Origin of the sequence: Variovorax sp. V118 (genome assembly GCF_041154445.1) — a bacterium.
GTDB classification, from domain to species: domain Bacteria; phylum Pseudomonadota; class Gammaproteobacteria; order Burkholderiales; family Burkholderiaceae_C; genus Variovorax; species Variovorax boronicumulans.
This window is the reverse complement of sequence record NZ_AP028663.1, coordinates 4,100,045-4,118,190: the sequence shown is the minus strand read 5'-3', so window position 1 is coordinate 4,118,190 and position 18,146 is coordinate 4,100,045. Positions and strand designations below refer to the sequence as shown.

Below are 18,146 nucleotides of genomic sequence, written 5' to 3'. Positions count from 1 at the left end.
TCGGTCAGTTTCTCAAGTCTTGTTGTTGCGGTTCAAGAGCACGTAGAGCACGAAGCCCAGGCCCATGCCGATGAACCACGCATAGTTGGCGGCGCCGCGCAGCGTCGGCACCATCACGCACAGGATGGGCACGAGGGCCGAGGGCACCAGCGCCTGGATCGCCTTCGGGTTGTAGCCGCCGCTGTACCAGTACTTGCCCTGCTTGCTCATGGTGTAGAGCGCGTCGACGTCGATCTGCTGCTTGCGCACGATGTAGTAATCGGCAATCAGGATGCCGAACAGCGGGCCGATGAACGAGCCCAGCACGTCCAGCGTGTAGTGGATGACCTCGGGGCTGTTGTAAAGGTTCCAGGGCGTGAGAAACACCGAGCCCACCGCGGCGATCATGCCGCCCGTGCGCCAGCTGATGTGCTGCGGCGCCACGTTCGAGAAGTCGAAGGCCGGCGACACGAAGTTGGCCACGATGTTGATGCCGATGGTGGCGATCATGAAGGTCAGCGCGCCCAGCACCACGGCCGTGGTGCTGTCGATCTTGCCCACGGTGTGCACCGGGTCGGTGATCAGTTCACCAAAAACGGGCAGCGTGGCCGCCGTGGTGATCACCGTGAGCAGCGAGAAAAACACGAAGTTGACCGGCAGGCCCCAGAAGTTGCCCTTCTTCACCGCGTCGAAGCTCTTGCCGTAGCGCGAGAAGTCGCCGAAGTTGAGCATCGGGCCGCTGAAGTAGCTCACCACCAGCGCGATGGCCGAGAGCATCACCGGCAGCGCGTCCCAGCCCTGGAACTTGATGCCGCCCAGGTTCAGGTCGATGTTGCTCCAGCCGGCCTTCCACACCAGCCAGCCGCACAGCACCGCCATCACCACGTACACCGCCGGGCCGGCCCAGTCGATGAACTTGCGAATCGCTTCCATGCCGTGCCAGAACACGAAGGCCTGCAGCACCCACATGACCATGAACGCCACCCAGCCCAGGGCCGAGAGGCCGACGAAGCCGTACTGCGCGACATCGGCGTACGGTGCCAGGCCGGGTGCCATGTGCAGCGCCAGCACCATGAAGGCCGCCGACGCCAGGTAGGTCTGCACGCCGTACCAGGCCACCGCGATCAGCCCGCGGATGATGGCCGGGATGTTGGCGCCCAGCACGCCGAACGAGGCGCGGCACACCACGGGGTAGGGCACGCCGGTCACCTGGCTGGGCTTGGCCACCAGGTTGCAGAAGACCTGCACGATGACGATGCCCACCAGCAGCGCCACCAGCACCTGCCAGCTCGACAGGCCCAGCGCGAACAGGCTGCCGGCCGTGATGTAGCCGCCCACGCTGTGCACGTCGGACATCCAGAACGCAAAGATGTTGTATTGCCCCCAGGTCTGCTTCTTGAGCGGGGCGAGGTCCTCGTTGGTCAGGCGCGGGTCGTAGCCCGGCTTGATGAGGGCATTCGATTCCGCGTGCGGCGCGATGCCGGCTTCGCTGGCCCCGGCGGGGGCATGGCTGGCGACTGTGCTCATGGTCTTTCCTCGTACTTGGTTGGGATGAGGGACTTTTTGACGCAAATTTCGCGCCGTCTTTATGGGTGCGTTATTTGTATACAAAAATTGAACCCAATCAAGACCATGCGGGGAATCATATATCCGTAGATTCCCTGATGCGGGGCGGGCCGGGGCAAAGAAAAAGCGCCATGCCCCGCGAGGGACATGGCGCCTTGGAGGCCGGGGCGAGGGGGGGCCGCCTACTGCGCCGCCACCTTCACGAACACCGGATTCGAATAGAACCACAGGTCGTTGTAGTTGCGCGCATTGATCGCATTGAAGCGCGTGACCGGGTCGTCGCCGGCCGGCGTGGGCGTGCGTGCATCGAACAGCGGCTCGCCGCCCGCGGTTTCGTTCGGCACGTCGGTGCCCAGGTTGGTGCCGCGCAGGCGGAAGTACTGGTTGTTGCCGGCCTTCACGGTGTAGCTCACCGCGAAATAGCCTTCGGCGTCGAGCGTCCAGTCGGCGCGGGTGAAGCGCTTGACCACGCGGGTCGTCGGGTTGGTGTCGCGTGCATAGCCGGGCGTGCCCGGGAGTTCGCGGCCGGTCACGTCGCCTGCGATGAGGTCGATGTGGTCGACCACCGGCTTCACGTTGGCGTACACGCCGCTGCCGAGCTGGTACTCGAAGTTGTTGCGCTCGGGGCTCTTGAAGCGGATGGTGATCTTCAGGTCTTCGCCGGGTTTGGCGCTCACTTCGGTGCCCATCTCGCCGGCACCCTTGGCGCTTTGCACCTTGAAGTCGAGCGCGTCGATCAGGCCACCGTTGACCGCGAAGAGCTTGCCCGAACGCATCGCGGTGAGCAGCGACTTCGGGTCCTTGATGTCGCCCCAGAGGTGGTTCCTGGCGTACTCGCCGGGCGCGTAGCCGCTGCTGTACAGGCCCTTGGAGGTCGTGAAGTGGTAGTCGGAATCGGCCGTGTTCCAGATGCGGCGTCCTTCGGACAGCAGGGCGTCCCAGGTGCCGCCGAGTTTGGCGACGAGGTAGTCGACGCCGCCGTAGGTGCGCGAGGGCAGGTTGGCTGGCGTGTAGGCGCTGTTGTAGCCGCCGCGGTCAGGCTCCATCTGGTTGCCGACCATGCCTTCGAGCGAGAACACGATGTCGGGCGCGGCATCGTTCATCTCGCGCAGCTGGGCGGCTGTGTACTTGCCGGGGTTGCGCGAGGGGTGGTTGATCTGCAGGTAGCTGCTGTCGGGGTAGTTCTTCTTTAGCCAGGCGATGGCCTTGAGCACGTCTTCGTGCGTGGTGAAGGCGCGCGCATCCTTGGCGTTCCATGCCGCGACATCGGCGGCCGGGAACAGCGCGGGGTCGCGGTTGGTGAACAGGTATTCGAACTGGCTCACAGCCTTGAGTGCCGCGTCCGACATCGGGCTGTCGGTCAGGATGCCGACGTTGCCGTGGTCGTGCGTGGCCATGTCCCACTCGAAGGACGCGAAGATCGTCTTGTCGGTGTACTTGCCGCCGGCCTGCAGTGCCTTGATGCGCGGCACCTGGTAGAGGGCCATGCCTCGCGAGAACGGAATCGCTGGGTCCAGCTTGCGGCCGTCGTTGTCATAGGAAGACATGCGCAGGTGGTCCGACAGCGCGACCCAGTCGAGGCCGAAGGTGTCGAAGGCCTTGGCGAGCACCTGGTCGAGCGTGGAAATCTGCTGCGTGTCCTCCGACTGGATGGTGTGGACATGCAGGTCGCCCACGGTCCAGCGGCCGGCGGGTGCGGCCGGTGGTGGCGCGGCGGGAGAGGGCGCCGGTGCGGGGGGCGGCGGTGCAATGGGCAGGCCGGCGAACGGCGCACCACCGCCGGAGCCGCCGCCGCAGGCGGTCAGCAGGGCCGCGCCGAGCGCGAGCGAAGAGAAAAGCGTGGTGCGAAGGCGGGGTGCGGGAGGCAGGATTTTCATGGCGACACAAGCAGCAGCGGCCAGCGCATGGCTGGCCGTCGCATCGGGATTTCAACGAGGCGGATGGCGTGAAAGCGCATCCGCCGGAGAACCCCGGAGTCTGAAATCCTGTCGTGACGCTTCGATGAAACTGCGATGAAAGTTCACGCCCGAAGGCATGCGCTTTCAGTCGCAGTTCAGGGCGTTCAGGCCAGCAGGTCGCTCAGCGTGCGCGCCACCACCTTGGTCGCGCGGCGCAGGTCTTCGAGCACCACGCGCTCGTCGCTGCGCTTGGCGTGCGACTCGAGCACGGTGCGCGGGCCGGCGCCGTAGATCACGCCGGGAATGCCGGCTTCGACGTACAGGCGCACGTCGGTGTACAGCGGCGTGCCCATGGCCTTGATCGGCTCGCCGAACAGCTCGCCGCCGTGCTTCTGGATCGCGTCGACCAGCGGCTTGTTGCCGGCCAGCGGCTTCATGGAGTTGGCGAGCAGCATGCGCTTGATCTCGACCGTGATGCCCGCGCTTTCGGCGGCGGCATCGGCGATCACCTGGCGGATGTTGGCTTCGACCTCGACCGGGTTCTCTTCGGGGATCATGCGGCGGTCGAGCTTGAACACGACCTTGCCGGGCACGACGTTGGTGTTGGTGCCGCCCTCGATGCGGCCCACGTTCAGGTACGGGTGCGTGATGCCCTCGACCTTCGACGTGACCTTCTGGTAGAGCGTGTTCTGCGCGTACAGCGCGTTCAGGATCTTGGTGGCGCCCTGCAGTGCGTCGATGCCGGTGGTGGGCACGGCGGCGTGGGCCATCTTGCCGTGCACGGTCACTTCCATCTGCAGGCAGCCGTTGTGGGCGGTGACCACTTCGTAGCTGAAGCCGGCCGCGATCATGAGGTCGGGCTTGGTCAGACCCTTCTCGAGCAGCCAGCCCGGGCCGAGGATGCCGCCGAACTCTTCGTCGTAGGTGAAGTGCAGCTCGATGCTGCCCTGGGTGGGCTTGGCCACGGCCTCGAGGGCGCGCAGCGCGAAGGTGAAGCTGGCGAAGTCGCTCTTGCTGACGGCGGCGGCGCGGCCGTACAGGCTGCCATCGACGATCTCGCCGCCGTACGGGTCGTGCGTCCAGCCTTCGCCGGGCGGCACCACGTCGCCATGGGCGTTGAGCGCCACGGTGCGACCACCGTTGCCGTAGGTGCGGCGCACGATCAGGTTGGTGATCGATTCGAGGCCGTAGTCCTTCACGTCCTGCGCGGGCACGGCGTGCTTCTCGGCGTCGAGGCCGAAGTCCTTCAGCAGCTCGGCGGTGCGCTCGGCGTGCGGTGCGTTGTTGCCGGGCGGGGTGTCGGTGGGCACCTGCACCAGTTGCTGCAGGAATTGCACTTCCTCGTCGAAGTGGGCGTCGATCCAGGCGTCGAGTTTGGCGTAGTCGGTCATGGTGGTTGTTCTTGTGGGGTCGGTCAGTGGGCTTGTTCGGCGGCGAGGTTGTCCAGCAGCAACTGGAATGCTTGCACGGCCAATTGAATGTCGTCGTTGGTGCTCGACTCGAGCGGGTTGTGGCTGATGCCCGAGTTGATGCCGCGCACGAAGAGCATGGCCTGCGGCATCACCTCGTGCAGCTTCATGGCGTCGTGGCCGGCGCCGCTGGGCATGCGGAAAAGCGGAATGCCCAGCGCATCGACGGCCTGTTCCCAGCGCTGCTGCCAGGCGGGTTCGCTCGGCGCGGCGGCGGCGCGCATGGTTTCCTCGAGCTCGTAGCGCACGCCGCGGCGTTCGCAGATGTCCTTCAGTGCGGCGACCACGTCGTTGGCCAGCGCGTCGCGCTGCGCGTTGTTGGGCGCGCGCAGGTCGAGGCTGAACTTGCAGCGGCCAGGCACGACGTTGATCGAACCACTCGGCACTTCGAGCATGCCCACGGTGCCGACCGAGTCGCCGTCTTTCGCGGCGCGCTGCTCGGTGTAGAGGATGAGTTCGGCCACGGCGGCGGCGGCGTCGCGGCGGCGGTCCATGGGCGTGGTGCCGGCGTGGCTGGCCATGCCGATGACTTCGCCCACGTAGCGCACGCTGCCGTTGATGGAGGTGACGATGCCCAGCGGCAGGTCGAGCTCGGTGAGCACGGGGCCCTGCTCGATGTGCACCTCGACGAAGCCGAGGTAGCGCGCGGGGTCGCGCTGGATCTTCGGAATGTCTTCTTCCTTCAGGCCGGCATGCTGCATGGCCTCGCGCATGGTGATGCCGTCGGCATCTTTCTGGTCGAGCCAGCGCTGATCGAAGTGGCCGATGAGCGCACCCGAGCCGAGGAAGGTGGCCTTGTAGCGCTGGCCTTCTTCTTCGGCAAAGCCGACGACCTCGAAGGCGAAGGGCAGGCGGCGGTTCTGGCGCTTGAGTTCGCGCACGCAGGCCATGGGCACGAAGATGCCCAGGCGGCCGTCGTACTTGCCGCCGTTGCGCACGGTGTCGTAGTGCGAGCCGGTGAGCAGGGTCTTGGCGTCGGGCGTGGCGCCTTCGTAGCGGCCGACCACGTTGCCCACGGCATCGATGTGCACGGAGTCGAAGCCGCAGTCGCGCATCCAGCCCGAGATGTTCGCGGCGCAGGCGCGGTGCGCGTCGGTCAGGTAAGTGACGGTGAGCTGGCCCTTCTCGGCATAGCCGGGGTCGGTGTGCACCGACAGCTGTTCCTGCCAGTCCCACACGTCGTTGCCGAGCGTGATGTCGGCGCCGAACTTGTCGTTCAGGCGGATCTCGGCGATGCGGTGGATGTTGCGCAGCGCCTCGCCGAGTTCGAAGCTCGGGTGGTTGTGCAGCCGGCGCGCGAAGGTCTCGATGATCTCGCGCTTGGCGAGACCCGTGCCGCGCGGGCCGCGCACGGCCAGGATGAACGGGAAGCCGAACTTGGCGTTGTAGTCGGCGTTGAGCTTCTGGATCTGCGCGAACTCTTCGGGCGTGCAGTCGGTCAGGCCGGCCTTGTTCTGCTCGTTGGTCGACTCGGCGGTGAGCGTCTTGCTGACCATGGCCTTGCCGGCGAGCTCGGGGTGGGCGCGGATCAGGCCGATCTGCTCGTCGGCCGACGACGCGGCCAACGCCTGCACCAGCGCATGCTTCAGATGCGCGAGCGAGCGGAAGGGGCGCTGCACCAGCGCGCGCTGCGCGATCCAGGGCGAGTGTTCGTACACGCCGTCGAGCATGGCGACGGCGGCGGCCGGCCCTGCGGCGTTGAGTTGGGCAAGGGTGAGGAGAGGGGTGCTCATGATGCGGCTCCGGCTTCGAAAGGATGTGCCTGCTTCCAGTGGCGTGCGATGTCGACGCGGCGGCAGACCCAGACCTTGTCGTGCGTGGCGATGTGATCGAGAAAGCGCTGCAGCGCCGTGATGCGGCCGGGGCGGCCGAGCAGACGGCAGTGCATGCCGATGCTCATCATCTTGGGGCTGTCGTCGCCGTTCGGGTCGCCTTCGGCGTACAGCGCGTCGAAGGTGTCCTTCATGTACTGGAAGAACGGGTCGGCGTGCGAGTAGCCCTGCGGCAGCGCAAAGCGCATGTCGTTGCAGTCGAGCGTGTAGGGCACGATGAGCTGGGGCACGACGCTGCCGTCGGTCTTCTGCACCTTCATCCAGAAGGGCAGGTCGTCGCCGTAGTAGTCGCTGTCGTACTCGAAGCCGCCGTAGTCGGCCACGAGGCGGCGCGTGCGCGGGCTGTCGCGGCCGGTGTACCAGCCGAGCGCGCGCTCGCCGGTGAGCTTTTCGATGGCTTCCATGCCCAGGCGCATGTGCTCGCGCTCGGTGGCTTCGTCGAGGTTCTGGTAATGAATCCAGCGCCAGCCGTGGCAGGCGATCTCGTGGCCGAGTTCCTTGAAGGCGGCGGTGAGCTCGGGGTAGCGCTGCAGCGCCATGCCCACGCCGAAGACGGTGAGCGGCAGGCCGCGCTTTTCGAACTCGCGCAGGATGCGCCACACGCCGGCGCGCGAGCCGTACTCGTAGATGCCTTCCATGCTGATGTGCCGGTCGGGGAAGCTCGCCGGGTTGAACATCTCGGAAAGGAACTGCTCCGAGCCCGCGTCGCCGTGCAGCGTGGCGTTCTCGCCGCCTTCTTCGTAATTGAGGACGAACTGCACCGCCACGCGCGCGCCGCCGGGCCAGCGGGCATGGGGCGGGTTGCGGCCGTAGCCGATCAGGTCGCGCGGGTAGGGCAGGGTGGTGTCGTAGACGGTCATGGTGTGGATCAGGACAGCGCGAGGGAGATGTCGTTGGTCGGGACCTTGCGGTCGAAGGTGAGGTTGGCCTCGACGTGTTCCAGGTGCTCGGTCATGAGGCGCACGGCGAGTTCCTCGTCGCGGGCGGCCAGCGCCTTCACGATGTCGGCATGCTCGTCGTTGGAGTGCTCGGCGGCGCTGGTGCTCTGGTACATGAGCGTGATGAGGGCGCAGCGCGAGATCAGCTCGCCCAATATTTGCGCCAGCACCTGGTTGCCCATGAGCTCGGCCATGCGCACGTGGAAGTCGCCCAGCAGTTCGGTGCGGCCCGACACGTCTTCGCCGCCGACGGCCGATTTCTCGAGCGCCACGTGCTCCTTGAGCGCCTTGATCTTGGCGGGCGTGACGCTGCGCACGAAGGCGCGGGTCATTTCGGCCTCGAGCATGCGGCGCACGGCGAACACCTGCTTGGCCTCGTCGACGGCGGGCGCGGCCACGAAGGCGCCGCGCGCCGGCTCGAGCCGGATCAGCTTGTTCTGCGAGAGCTGGAACAGCGCCTGGCGCACCAAGGTGCGCGACACGCCGAAGTGATCGGCCAGCTTCTGCTCGGCGAGCTTGGTGCCGGGCTGAAGGCGGTGCTCGACGATGGCCTTCGTGAGGGCATCGACGATCGAACGGGTGGTGGAGGACTCCATGTTTTTCATGATAGACCCAAAGCCGGTAACTGTATACACTTTTGTCCACCGGAATTTCCCGCACTCTGATCTCACCGATCCGACACCCTTTGAAGGAGGCCTCATGGGCTTGAGCACTCACGTACTGGACACGATGCACGGCGGCCCCGCGGCCGGCATGGAGGTGGCGCTGTACACCACCGACGGCGACGCCGCGACGCTGGTGAAGCGCTTCACGCTGAATTCGGACGGCCGCAGCGACGGTCCGCTCTACGACAACAACTCGATCAAGGTCGGCACCTACCGCCTGGTGTTCGACGTGGCGGGTTACTTCAAGGCCCGCGGCGTCAAGCTGCCGGAGCCGAACTTCCTGAACAAGGTGGCGCTGGACTTCGGCGTGGCGCACACCGACCAGCACTACCACGTGCCGCTTCTGGTCAGCCCGTGGAGCTACTCCACGTACCGCGGCTCCTGAGGTCAGTCGCCTTGTTGCTGCCCTTCGGTCAGGGTGTCGAGCTGGAAGCGCCCGCTCTTGTCCCACAGCCAGGTGTCGGTCCACGTGACTGCGCCCAGGCGCTGGGCGGGCGGGAAGGGCGCGGCCTGCAGCACGGCGCGCTCGATCTCGGCGATCACCTCGGGCGCATGCTTGGGCGCGCGCAGCCAGTGCATCGAGATCACCTTGCCGCCGGCGTCCAGGTTCACCTGCAGCGTGCCGACCGCGTACAGCAGCGGCGGCATCTGGCCCTTGTAGATGCGCGAGGGGTTGGCGTTGTAGATGTGGCGTGCGGCGTCGCGGCGGTACTCGCGCGCGGTGGCCGCGCTGGAGGCGCGCGGCGCGGGGCCGCTGCCCTGTGCGCTGCTGGCGCCGCTCAACTGGCCGGGCACCGAGCCCGTCGAGCCGCAGCCGGCGAGCCACAAGGCGGAAAGAACAGTGGCGGCCCAGGCGAGGCGGCGCGGCGTAAGCTGGCGGTTCGTCATCATCGCCGGGGTTATACCGTGAGTTGTTGCAGCCTCGGCAACCGAAGGTATCGGTCATGAACGGTGCGGTCGATCAATTGCTGGCGCGTCTTCGAGATGAAGACGCGGTTCTGGTGCGCGTTGAATCGACGCAGGGCTCGGCCCCGCGCGAGGCCGGTACCTGGATGGCTGTCTGGGCAGACGGCCTCACGGCCACCATCGGCGGCGGACAGCTCGAGTTCCAGGCCACGCAGGAAGCGCGCGAGATCCTGGCCGGCACCCGCAGCCTCGACGGCGTGCAGCGCTACCCGCTGGGCCCGAGCCTGGGCCAGTGCTGCGGCGGCGTGATGTTCCTGACCTACCGGCGCATCGGCGCGGCCGACGCGCCCGCGCTGCAAAAGGAATTGGTCGCGCAACTCGAGCCCGTCGCGCTGTTCGGCGGCGGCCATGTGGGCGCCGCGCTGGCGCGTCTGCTGGCCGTGCTGCCGTTCTCGGTGCGCTGGATCGACAGCCGCGACGGCGTGTTCCCCGACGCACTGCCCGCGCAGATCGACACCGAGCACTCCGAGCCCGTGCAGGACGCGGTGGCCGCGCTCGCGCCCGGCAGCCGCGTGCTGATCATGAGCTTCAGCCATGCCGAAGACCTGGACATCGTCATCGCCTGCCTGAAGCGCCTGCGCGCGCGCAACGACCTGCCCTACATCGGCCTCATCGGCAGCAAGACCAAGTGGGCCACCTTCCGCCACCGGCTGGAGGCACGCGGCTTCACGGCCGACGAGCTGGCGCGCGTCACCTGCCCGATCGGCGTGCCCGGCATCACGGGCAAGGAACCCGAGGTGATCGCGGTCGCCGTGGCGGCACAGTTGTTGCAATCGCTGGGCTGAACAGGGTTTTCCCTTGGCGGAGACGCCGCAAATAGCATCCCGCCTCGTGCCAAAACTGTATACACTTTCGGTCCACAACAAGCCGCAGCGGAGCGAGGTCCATTTCAACGGACCTGCGTTCGCGGCACTTTCTCTGCTTACAGCGCCCGCGGTGGTGAGCAGGCTGAAACCCCTCCTTGGCGCCCCCACGCGCCAACAGGGTTGAGAGAGAGCACATGGAAAGCTATTACCTCGACTGGGCCAACCTGCTGCTGCGCTGGGTCCACGTCATCACCGCCATCGCCTGGATCGGCGCCTCCTTCTACTTCGTGATGCTGGACAACAGCCTCGAGAAGCCGCAGGACCAGGAATCGCTCGACAAGGGCGTGGGCGGCGAGCAATGGGCCGTGCACGGCGGCGGCTTCTACAACAGCCAGAAGTACGCGCTGGCGCCCAAGAAGCTGCCCGACCATCTGCACTGGTCGTACTGGGAGAGCTACTCGACCTGGCTCACGGGCTTTGCGCTCTTCACGATGTCGTACCTGTGGAACGCGAGCACGTACCTCATCGACAAGAGCAAGATGGACTGGCAGCCCGGCGCCGCCATTGCCGTGGCGCTGGCCTTCTTCGTCGTGTTCTGGATGGTCTACGACGGCATCTGCCAGATCTTCGGGCGCCGCAAGAACGGCGACACCATCGTCGGCGTGCTGATCGCGGTCTTCATCGCCTTCGCGACCTGGCTGGCCTGCCAGTGGTTCGCGGGCCGCGCGGCCTTCCTGCTGGTGGGCGCCATGATGGCCACCACCATGAGCGGCAACGTGTTCTTCTGGATCATCCCGGGCCAGCGCAAGAACGTGAAGGCGCTGCGCGAAGGCCGGCCGGTCGACCCGGTGCACGGCCAGCGCGGCAAGCAGCGCAGCGTGCACAACACCTACTTCACGCTGCCGGTGCTGTTCGCGATGCTGAGCAACCACTACAGCTTCACCTACACGCACAAGTACAACTGGATCGTGCTGCTGCTGATCATGCTCGGCGGCGCGGCCATCCGGCAGTTCTTCGTGGTGCGCCACCGCTTCAAGCTGGGCAACGCGGGCAACCCGCTGCCCTACGCCATGGTCGGCATCGCGGTGCTGGGCCTCACCATCGTGTGGATGAAGCCCGAGCCCGCTGCGCCCGTGGCGGCCACCGCTGCCCAGGCCGCGCCCGCCGTGGCCTACCAGGACGTGCAGAAGGTGCTGGAGCAGCGCTGCTTCATGTGCCACGGCGCGGCCGTGCAGATGAAGAACGTGCGCGTCGACACGCCCGACCAGGTGACGGCGCATGCGCAGGCGATCTACCAGCAGGTCGTGGTGACCAAGATCATGCCGATGAACAACGCGACCAACATCACCGACGAAGAGCGGGCGTTGATCAGCCGCTGGTTCCAGGCCGGCGCCAAGACGAACTAGAAGACCGTGGCCTGCGAGGGCGGGCCACCGGTCGTCGCACAATCGCCGAATGGAGACAACACGCAAGCCATGACCGCATCGACCTCGCCCTCTGCCATCGCCGCTACGCCCGATCCGCGCGAAGCCCCGCGCGCCTTCCTCGAACACCTGTACCGCGTGGCGGTGGACCGCGCGCTGCCGCTGTCCACGCTGGGCGCGCACCTGCCCCAGCCGCCCAAGGGCCGCACCGTGGTGCTGGGCGCCGGCAAGGCCGGCGGCTCGATGGTGCAGGCGCTCGAGGCGCTGTGGCCGGCCGACGCCCCGCTGTCGGGCCTGGTCGTCACGCGCTATGACCACATTCCGCCGCGCCCCGAAGGCGTGCCGCAGCGCATCGAGATCGTCGAGGCCGCGCACCCCGTGCCCGACGCGGCCGGCCAGCAGGCGGCCGAGCGCATCCTGGCGCTCACGCAAGGCCTCACGGCCGACGACCTCGTGCTGTGCCTCATCTCCGGCGGCGGCTCGTCGCTGCTGGTGCTGCCGGCCGAAGGCCTCACGCTGGCCGACAAGCAGCGCATCAACAAGCAGCTGCTCGACAGCGGCGCCCACATCGGCGAGATGAACTGCGTGCGCAAGCACCTGTCGCGCATCAAGGGCGGTCGGCTCGCGGCGGCCTGCGCGCCGGCGCGCGTGGTCACGCTCACCATCAGCGACGTGCCCGGCGACGACCCGGCCGTGATCGCCAGCGGCCCCACCGTGCCCGACGCCACCACCTGCGCCGACGCGCTGGCCATCCTCGATCGCTACGGTATCGAGGTGCCGGCGCCCGTGCGTGCGCAGCTCGAAAGCGGCGCGCTTGAAACCCCCAAGCCCGACGACGCCGTGTTCGCCGGCCACAGCACGCACCTCATCGCCACGCCGCAGCAGTCGCTCGAAGCCGCCGCCGCGGCCGCGCGCGCCGCCGGCATCGGCGTGCACGTGCTGAGCGACGAAATGGAAGGCGAATCGCGCGAAGTGGGCAAGGTGCATGCGGCGCTCGCCCGCGCCGTGGCCCTGCGCGGCGAGCCCTTCGCCCGGCCCTGCGTCATCCTGTCGGGTGGTGAAACCACCGTCACCATCCGCCCGCGCCAGCCCGGCCAGGCCAAGGGCCGTGGCGGGCGGGCCGGCGAGTTCTGCCTGGGCCTGGCGGGCGCGCTCATGGGCCAGCCGCAGGTGTGGGCGCTGGCGGCCGACACCGACGGCATCGACGGCGTGGAAGACAACGCCGGCGCCTTCGTCACGCCCGACACCCTGGCGCGCGCCACGGCGCAGGGAAAAAAGCTGTCCGACCACCTCGACCGCAACGACGCCTACGGCTATTTCGATGCCATCGGCGACCTGTTCGTGACCGGTCCGACGAACACCAACGTCAACGACTTCCGCGCGATCCTCGTGCTGTAGGCGTGCCCCGGCCCCTGGCGGGGGCCGCCGGCAAGCTTTGTGAACTCAGGTTAATCTACGGCCCCGGCGGCGCTTGGCCGCCGTTGTCGCATGCGCACCCCCACGGGGTGCCGCGCCGCGCGCCCGATTTCCCGTTTCGTTTTCACCATCCAGTCCTCGAAGGAAAGAGTTCGCCATGACCGCCACCTACACCGACACCCGCCTGCTGATCGACGGCCAATGGGTCGACGCCGCCGACGGCAAGACGCTCGACGTGCTGAACCCCGCCACCGGCAAGGCCATCGGCAAGGTGGCGCACGCCAGCATCGTCGACCTCGACCGCGCCCTGGCCGCCGCCCAGCGCGGCTTCGAAGCCTGGCGCGACACGCCCGCCAACGAGCGCGCCGCCGTGATGCGCCGCGCCGCCGGCCTGATCCGCGAACGCGCCCTGGACATCGCCAAGCTGCTGACGCAGGAGCAAGGCAAGCCGCTGGGCGAAGCCAAGGTCGAAATGATGGCCGCCGCCGACATCATCGAATGGTTCGCCGACGAAGGCCGCCGCGTGTACGGCCGCATCGTGCCCTCGCGCAACCTGGCCGCGCAGCAGCTGGTCATCAAGGAGCCGGTCGGCCCCGTCGCGGCCTTCACGCCGTGGAACTTCCCCGTCAACCAGATCGTGCGCAAGCTCGGCGCCGCGCTGGCCACCGGCTGCTCCTTCCTGGTGAAGGCGCCCGAAGAGACCCCGGCCTCGCCGGCCGCGCTGCTCAAGGCCTTTGTCGACGCCGGCATTCCGGGCGGCGTGGTGGGCCTGGTGTTCGGCAACCCGGGCGAGATCTCGAGCTACCTCATCGCGCATCCGATCATCCGCAAGGTCACCTTCACCGGCTCCACCCCGGTGGGCAAGCAACTGGCCGCGCTGGCCGGTTCGCACATGAAGCGCGTCACGATGGAACTGGGCGGCCACGCCCCGGTGATCGTGGCCGAAGACGCCGACGTGGCGCTGGCCGTCAAGGCCGCCGGTGCCGCCAAGTTCCGCAACGCCGGCCAGGTCTGCATCTCGCCGACCCGCTTCCTGGTGCACAACAGCCTGCGCCATGAGTTCGCGAGCCTGCTGGTCAAGCACGCCGAAGGCCTCAAGCTCGGCGACGGCCTGGTCGAAGGCACCAACCTCGGCCCGCTGGCCAACGCCCGCCGCCTCACGGCCATGGCCCATGTGCTGGAAGACGCGCGCAAGAAGGGCGCCACGGTCGCGACCGGCGGCGAACGCGTCGGCGACACCGGCAACTTCTTCGCGCCCACCGTCATCACCGACGTGCCGCTGGACGCCGACGTGTTCAACAACGAACCCTTCGGCCCCATCGCCGCCATCCGCGGCTTCGACACGCTCGAAGAAGCCATCACCGAAGCCAACCGCCTGCCGTTCGGCCTGGCTGGCTACGCCTTCACCAAGTCGATCAAGAGCGCGCACCTGCTGAGCCAGAAGCTCGAGCTGGGCATGCTGTGGATCAACCAGCCCGCCACGCCCTCGCCGGAAATGCCGTTCGGCGGCGTGAAGGATTCGGGCTACGGTTCGGAAGGTGGCCCCGAGGCGATCGAGGCCTATCTGAACACCAAGGCCGTTTCGATCCTGGGCGTTTAATCCTCGGCGGAGGCGTTCCAGAACGCCTGCTGGACGCCTTCCAGCGTTTCCAGTTCCGCGATCACCTGGTCGAGCTCTTCGGGCTCGACCGCGGTGGCGTACAGCGTCGCCGCAATCTCCGTGTCGGCCTGCCCGAAGGCGTGCTGGTCGATGTCGCGCACCGGGTAGTTCGCGGCTTCCAGCTGCACCAGCAGCTGGTCCATCACCTCGGGCCGTGCCGCGCGTGAGCAGATCACGCGCACCGTGTACGTCGCCTCGCTCGATTCCTCGTGCACCGGGCGGCGGTTGATGCGGTTCACCACCGGCCGCAGCAGCGTGTTGCTCGCCAGCACGAAGAGCGCGGCGATCAGCGCCTCGCCCAGCAGGTCGGCGCCCGCGCAGGCACCTACCGCGGCCGATCCCCACAGCGTGGCGGCCGTGTTCAGGCCGGTGATGTTGGCGCCTTCCTTCATGATCGCGCCAGCACCGAGAAAGCCGATGCCCGAGACCACGTAGGCGACCACGCGCACCGCGCCGTCGGGGCCGCCCAGGCGGGCCGCCATGTCGACGAACACGGCCGCGCCCACGGCCACCAGCGTGTTGGTGCGCAGCCCCGCGGTGCGCTGGCGCACCTGGCGCTCGAAGCCGATCAGCGAGCCCAGCAGAAAGGCCGCGCCCACGCTGACCAGGGTGTCCAGCAGCGAAGGCAGGTTGATGTGGCGAATGGCTTCCATGCGTGATCCTCCTGATCCTCTGTGTGCGAAGCAGGGTAGCGGCCTTGTGTGACAGCCGCGACCCTGCGTCCGCCGGGTGGTTCTTGTCTTACTGCCAGCCGTACTTGCGCGCGTACCAGCCCTTCACGGCCTGCGTCAGCGTCGCGTAGCCGACGAGCATCAGCACCAGCCACGGGAAGTACGCGAGCGGCAGCGCCTGCAGCTTGAAGTAGTGCGCCAGCGGTCCCATCGGCAGCCAGATGCCGACCGCAGCAATGGCCGCGCCCATGGCCAGCAGCGGCCAGGCCGCGCGGCTTTGCAGGAACGGAATCTTGCGGGTGCGGATCAGGTGCACGATCAGCGTCTGCGACAGCAGGCCCTCGATGAACCAGCCCGACTGGAACAGCGTCTGGTGCTCCACCGAATTGGCCGCGAACACGAACCACATCACGGTGTAGGTCAGGATGTCGAACACCGAGCTCAGCGGCCCGAAGAACACCATGAAGCGGCCCAGGTCGGCCGGGTTCCAGCGCTGCGGCGTCTTCAAGAACTCTTCGTCCACGTTGTCGAACGGGATCGCGATCTGCGACACGTCGTACAGCAGGTTCTGCACCAGGAGGTGCAGCGGCAGCATCGGCAGGAAGGGCAGGAAGGCACTGGCCACCAGCACCGAGAACACGTTGCCGAAGTTCGAGCTGGCCGTGATCTTGATGTACTTGAGCATGTTGGCGAAGGTGCGGCGGCCTTCGACCACACCTTGTTCCAGCACCATCAGGCTCTTCTCGAGCAGGATGATGTCGGCCGATTCCTTGGCCACGTCCACCGCGCCGTCCACCGAGATGCCGATGTCGGCGGCGCGCAGCGCGGGCGCGTCGTTGATGCCGTCGCCCATGAAGCCGACCACGTGGCCGTTGGCATGCAGCGCCTGCACGATGCGCTCCTTGTGCGCGGGCGTGAGCTTGGCGAACACCTGGCGCATCTCCACCACCTGCCGCAGCTCGGCCTCGTTCATGCGCTCGACCTCGTGGCCCAGCACCATGCGCCCGGCGTCGATGCCGACGTCGCCGCAGACCTTGCGCGTGACCAGCTCGTTGTCGCCGGTCAGCACCTTCACCGCCACGCCGTGCGCGGCCAGCGCCTGCAGCGCGGGCGCGGTCGATTCCTTCGGCGGATCGAGAAAGGCCACGTAGCCCAACAGCGTGAGCCCGGCTTCGTCGGCCACGCTGTAGGCCGGCTTGCGCGCGTCGGCATGCAGCGTGCGGCTGGCGACGGCCACCACGCGCAGGCCTTGGGCATTGAGTTCCGAGGCCACGCGGTGGATGCGCGCCATCACGTCGGCGTCGAGTGCGAGCACTTCGGCACCGCGTTCGACCGAGCTGCACACCGACAGGATCTCTTCGAGCGCGCCCTTGCAGATCAGCAGGTGCTCGTCCTCGCCGTGCGCCACCACCACCGACATGCGGCGGCGCGAGAAGTCGAAGGGCACTTCGTCGACCTTGCGCCAGCCGGTCTGCAGCTGCGTGTCGAGCTGCACCTCGGCGTGGCTGAGCACGGCCTTGTCGAGCAGGTTCTTCAGCCCCGTCTGGTGAAAGCTATTGAGGTAGGCCTGCTGCAGCACGTGGTCGGAGTCTTCGCCCCAGGCGTTGGTGTGGCGTTCGAGCACGATGCGATCCTGCGTGAGCGTGCCGGTCTTGTCGGTGCACAGCACGTCCATCGCGCCGAAGTTGTGAATGGCTTCGAGGCGCTTCACGATCACCTTCTGGCGCGACATCACGACCGCGCCCTTGGCCAGCGTGGCGGTCACGATCATCGGCAGCATCTCGGGCGTGAGACCGACCGCGATCGACAGCGCGAACAGCGCCGCCTCCCACCAGTCGCCCTTGGTCACGCCGTTGATCACCAGCACCAGTGGCGCCATCACCAGCATGAAGCGGATCAGCAGCCAGCTCACGCGGTTGATGCCGGCCTGGAAGGCGGTGGTGCCGCGGTCGGTGGCGCTCACGCGCTGGGCCAGCGCGCCGAAGAAGGTGCGCTCGCCGGTGTGCACGATCACGGCAGTGGCAGTGCCGCTGATCACATTCGTGCCCATGAACAGCAGGTTGTCGCGCTCCAGCACGCCGGCCTGGTGGTCGGCGGCGGTGGTGGCGAACTTCTCCACCGGCATCGATTCGCCGGTGAGCGCCGACTGGCTGATGAACAGGTCTTTCGCCGAGAGCAGGCGCGCGTCGGCCGGGATCATGTCGCCCGCCGACAGCGCGATCACGTCGCCGGGCACGAGGTCGCGCATCGGCACTTCGATGCGCTGCGTGCCGGCGTGCGCGAGGTCGAAGCCGTCGTCACCCGCGCGGCCGGCCTTCTCGCCGGGCGTGGGGCGCAGCACCGTCGAGGTGTTGCTGACCATCGCCTTGAGCCGGTCGGCGGCCTTGTTGGAGCGCGACTCCTGCAGGAAGCGCAGCACGGTCGACAGCACCACCATGCTGCCGATCACCACCGTGGCCTTCGTGTCCTCGGTGACGTACGAGACCAGCGCCAGCACCGTCAGCAGCAGGTTGAAGGGGTTGCGGTAGCACTGCCACAGGTGGTTCCACCACGGCAGCGGCTGCTCGTGGCGCACCTCGTTGCTGCCCAGCCGCTTGCGCAGCGCCAGCGCGTGCACCTCGGTCAGGCCTTGCGACGAGCTGTTCATGCGCACCAGCACCTCGCCCGCGTCGGTGTGCGAGGCGGCGGCCAGCGCCTTGGCGATCTCGGCCGGCATCGCGGCCGAGCCGAGGCTGCTGGGCTTGGCGCTCAGCAGCGTCTGCCAGCGCTCGAAGTGATGCCGCATGTGGCGGCTGCGCAGGAAGCTTTCGAAAAAGGACTTCAGGACGTTCTTCATGTTTTTCTCCTGTGTGAGGG

At 67.6% G+C, this 18,146-nt stretch carries 14 protein-coding genes; 5 read left to right on the top strand and 9 right to left on the bottom strand.

The genetic code is table 11. The features are described 5' to 3' along the window. Positions 1-12 precede the first annotated feature (12 nt). The 6 genes from ACAM52_RS19130 to ACAM52_RS19105 form a co-directional block, all read right to left on the bottom strand. Positions 13-1,506, bottom strand: a complete 1,494-nt coding sequence (locus ACAM52_RS19130; RefSeq protein WP_139702714.1) for an NCS1 family nucleobase:cation symporter-1 — start codon at positions 1,504-1,506, stop codon at positions 13-15. Positions 1,507-1,727: 221 nt separating this feature from the next. Then, positions 1,728-3,422: an S-layer protein gene (locus ACAM52_RS19125; protein ID WP_369644305.1), complete on the bottom strand. Its 1,695-nt coding sequence runs from the start codon at positions 3,420-3,422 to the stop codon at positions 1,728-1,730. 185 nt (positions 3,423-3,607) lie between these two features. After that, a complete protein-coding gene (locus ACAM52_RS19120; RefSeq protein WP_369644304.1) occupies positions 3,608-4,834 on the bottom strand; it encodes an ArgE/DapE family deacylase in 1,227 nt (408 codons plus the stop codon). A 23-nt stretch (positions 4,835-4,857) separates the two neighbouring features. Continuing rightward, positions 4,858-6,645 carry a 2-oxo-4-hydroxy-4-carboxy-5-ureidoimidazoline decarboxylase gene (uraD, locus tag ACAM52_RS19115; protein ID WP_369644303.1) on the bottom strand — a complete coding sequence of 596 codons (1,788 nt, stop codon included), beginning with the start codon at positions 6,643-6,645 and terminating at the stop codon, positions 4,858-4,860. Next, positions 6,642-7,604: an allantoinase PuuE gene (gene puuE / locus ACAM52_RS19110; protein WP_062480836.1), complete on the bottom strand. Its 963-nt coding sequence runs from the start codon at positions 7,602-7,604 to the stop codon at positions 6,642-6,644. Before puuE ends, uraD begins: the two co-directional genes overlap by 4 nt. Before the next feature lie 8 nt (positions 7,605-7,612). Continuing rightward, entirely contained in the window at positions 7,613-8,287 is a 675-nt protein-coding gene (locus tag ACAM52_RS19105; RefSeq protein ID WP_056574067.1) for a GntR family transcriptional regulator, read from the bottom strand. Positions 8,288-8,381: 94 nt separating this feature from the next. Between ACAM52_RS19105 and uraH the strand changes: the two genes are divergently transcribed. Then, positions 8,382-8,732 carry a hydroxyisourate hydrolase gene (gene uraH / locus ACAM52_RS19100; RefSeq protein ID WP_369644302.1) on the top strand — a complete coding sequence of 117 codons (351 nt, stop codon included), beginning with the start codon at positions 8,382-8,384 and terminating at the stop codon, positions 8,730-8,732. Positions 8,733-8,734: 2 nt separating this feature from the next. Here uraH and ACAM52_RS19095 read toward each other — a convergent pair whose 3' ends face one another. Then, entirely contained in the window at positions 8,735-9,238 is a 504-nt protein-coding gene (locus ACAM52_RS19095; protein WP_095744183.1) for a hypothetical protein, read from the bottom strand. A 53-nt stretch (positions 9,239-9,291) separates the two neighbouring features. Between ACAM52_RS19095 and xdhC the strand changes: the two genes are divergently transcribed. The 4 genes from xdhC (at position 9,292) to ACAM52_RS19075 (ending at position 14,559) form a co-directional block, all read left to right on the top strand. Further along, positions 9,292-10,098, top strand: coding sequence for a xanthine dehydrogenase accessory protein XdhC (gene xdhC, locus ACAM52_RS19090; RefSeq protein WP_369644301.1), 807 nt, complete (start codon positions 9,292-9,294; stop codon positions 10,096-10,098). Positions 10,099-10,313: 215 nt separating this feature from the next. Beyond that, complete coding sequence (locus ACAM52_RS19085; protein ID WP_307694546.1) at positions 10,314-11,525, top strand: urate hydroxylase PuuD; 1,212 nt, start codon at positions 10,314-10,316, stop codon at positions 11,523-11,525. 69 nt (positions 11,526-11,594) lie between these two features. Then, the gene (locus tag ACAM52_RS19080) at positions 11,595-12,941 is read left to right on the top strand and encodes a glycerate kinase (protein ID WP_369644300.1); all 1,347 of its coding nucleotides are present in this window, start codon (positions 11,595-11,597) and stop codon (positions 12,939-12,941) included. Between the two features lie 175 nt (positions 12,942-13,116). Further along, positions 13,117-14,559: an NAD-dependent succinate-semialdehyde dehydrogenase gene (locus ACAM52_RS19075; protein ID WP_095946746.1), complete on the top strand. Its 1,443-nt coding sequence runs from the start codon at positions 13,117-13,119 to the stop codon at positions 14,557-14,559. On the opposite strand, the gene ACAM52_RS19070 is transcribed toward ACAM52_RS19075, so the two are convergent. Together ACAM52_RS19070 and mgtA are read right to left on the bottom strand one after the other, a co-directional pair. Continuing rightward, positions 14,556-15,272, bottom strand: a complete 717-nt coding sequence (locus ACAM52_RS19070; RefSeq protein ID WP_062480849.1) for an MgtC/SapB family protein — start codon at positions 15,270-15,272, stop codon at positions 14,556-14,558. The genes ACAM52_RS19075 and ACAM52_RS19070 overlap by 4 nt on opposite strands. Before the next feature lie 88 nt (positions 15,273-15,360). Beyond that, a complete protein-coding gene (gene mgtA, locus ACAM52_RS19065) occupies positions 15,361-18,126 on the bottom strand; it encodes a magnesium-translocating P-type ATPase (protein ID WP_369644299.1) in 2,766 nt (921 codons plus the stop codon). Between the last annotated feature and the right edge of the window lie 20 nt (positions 18,127-18,146).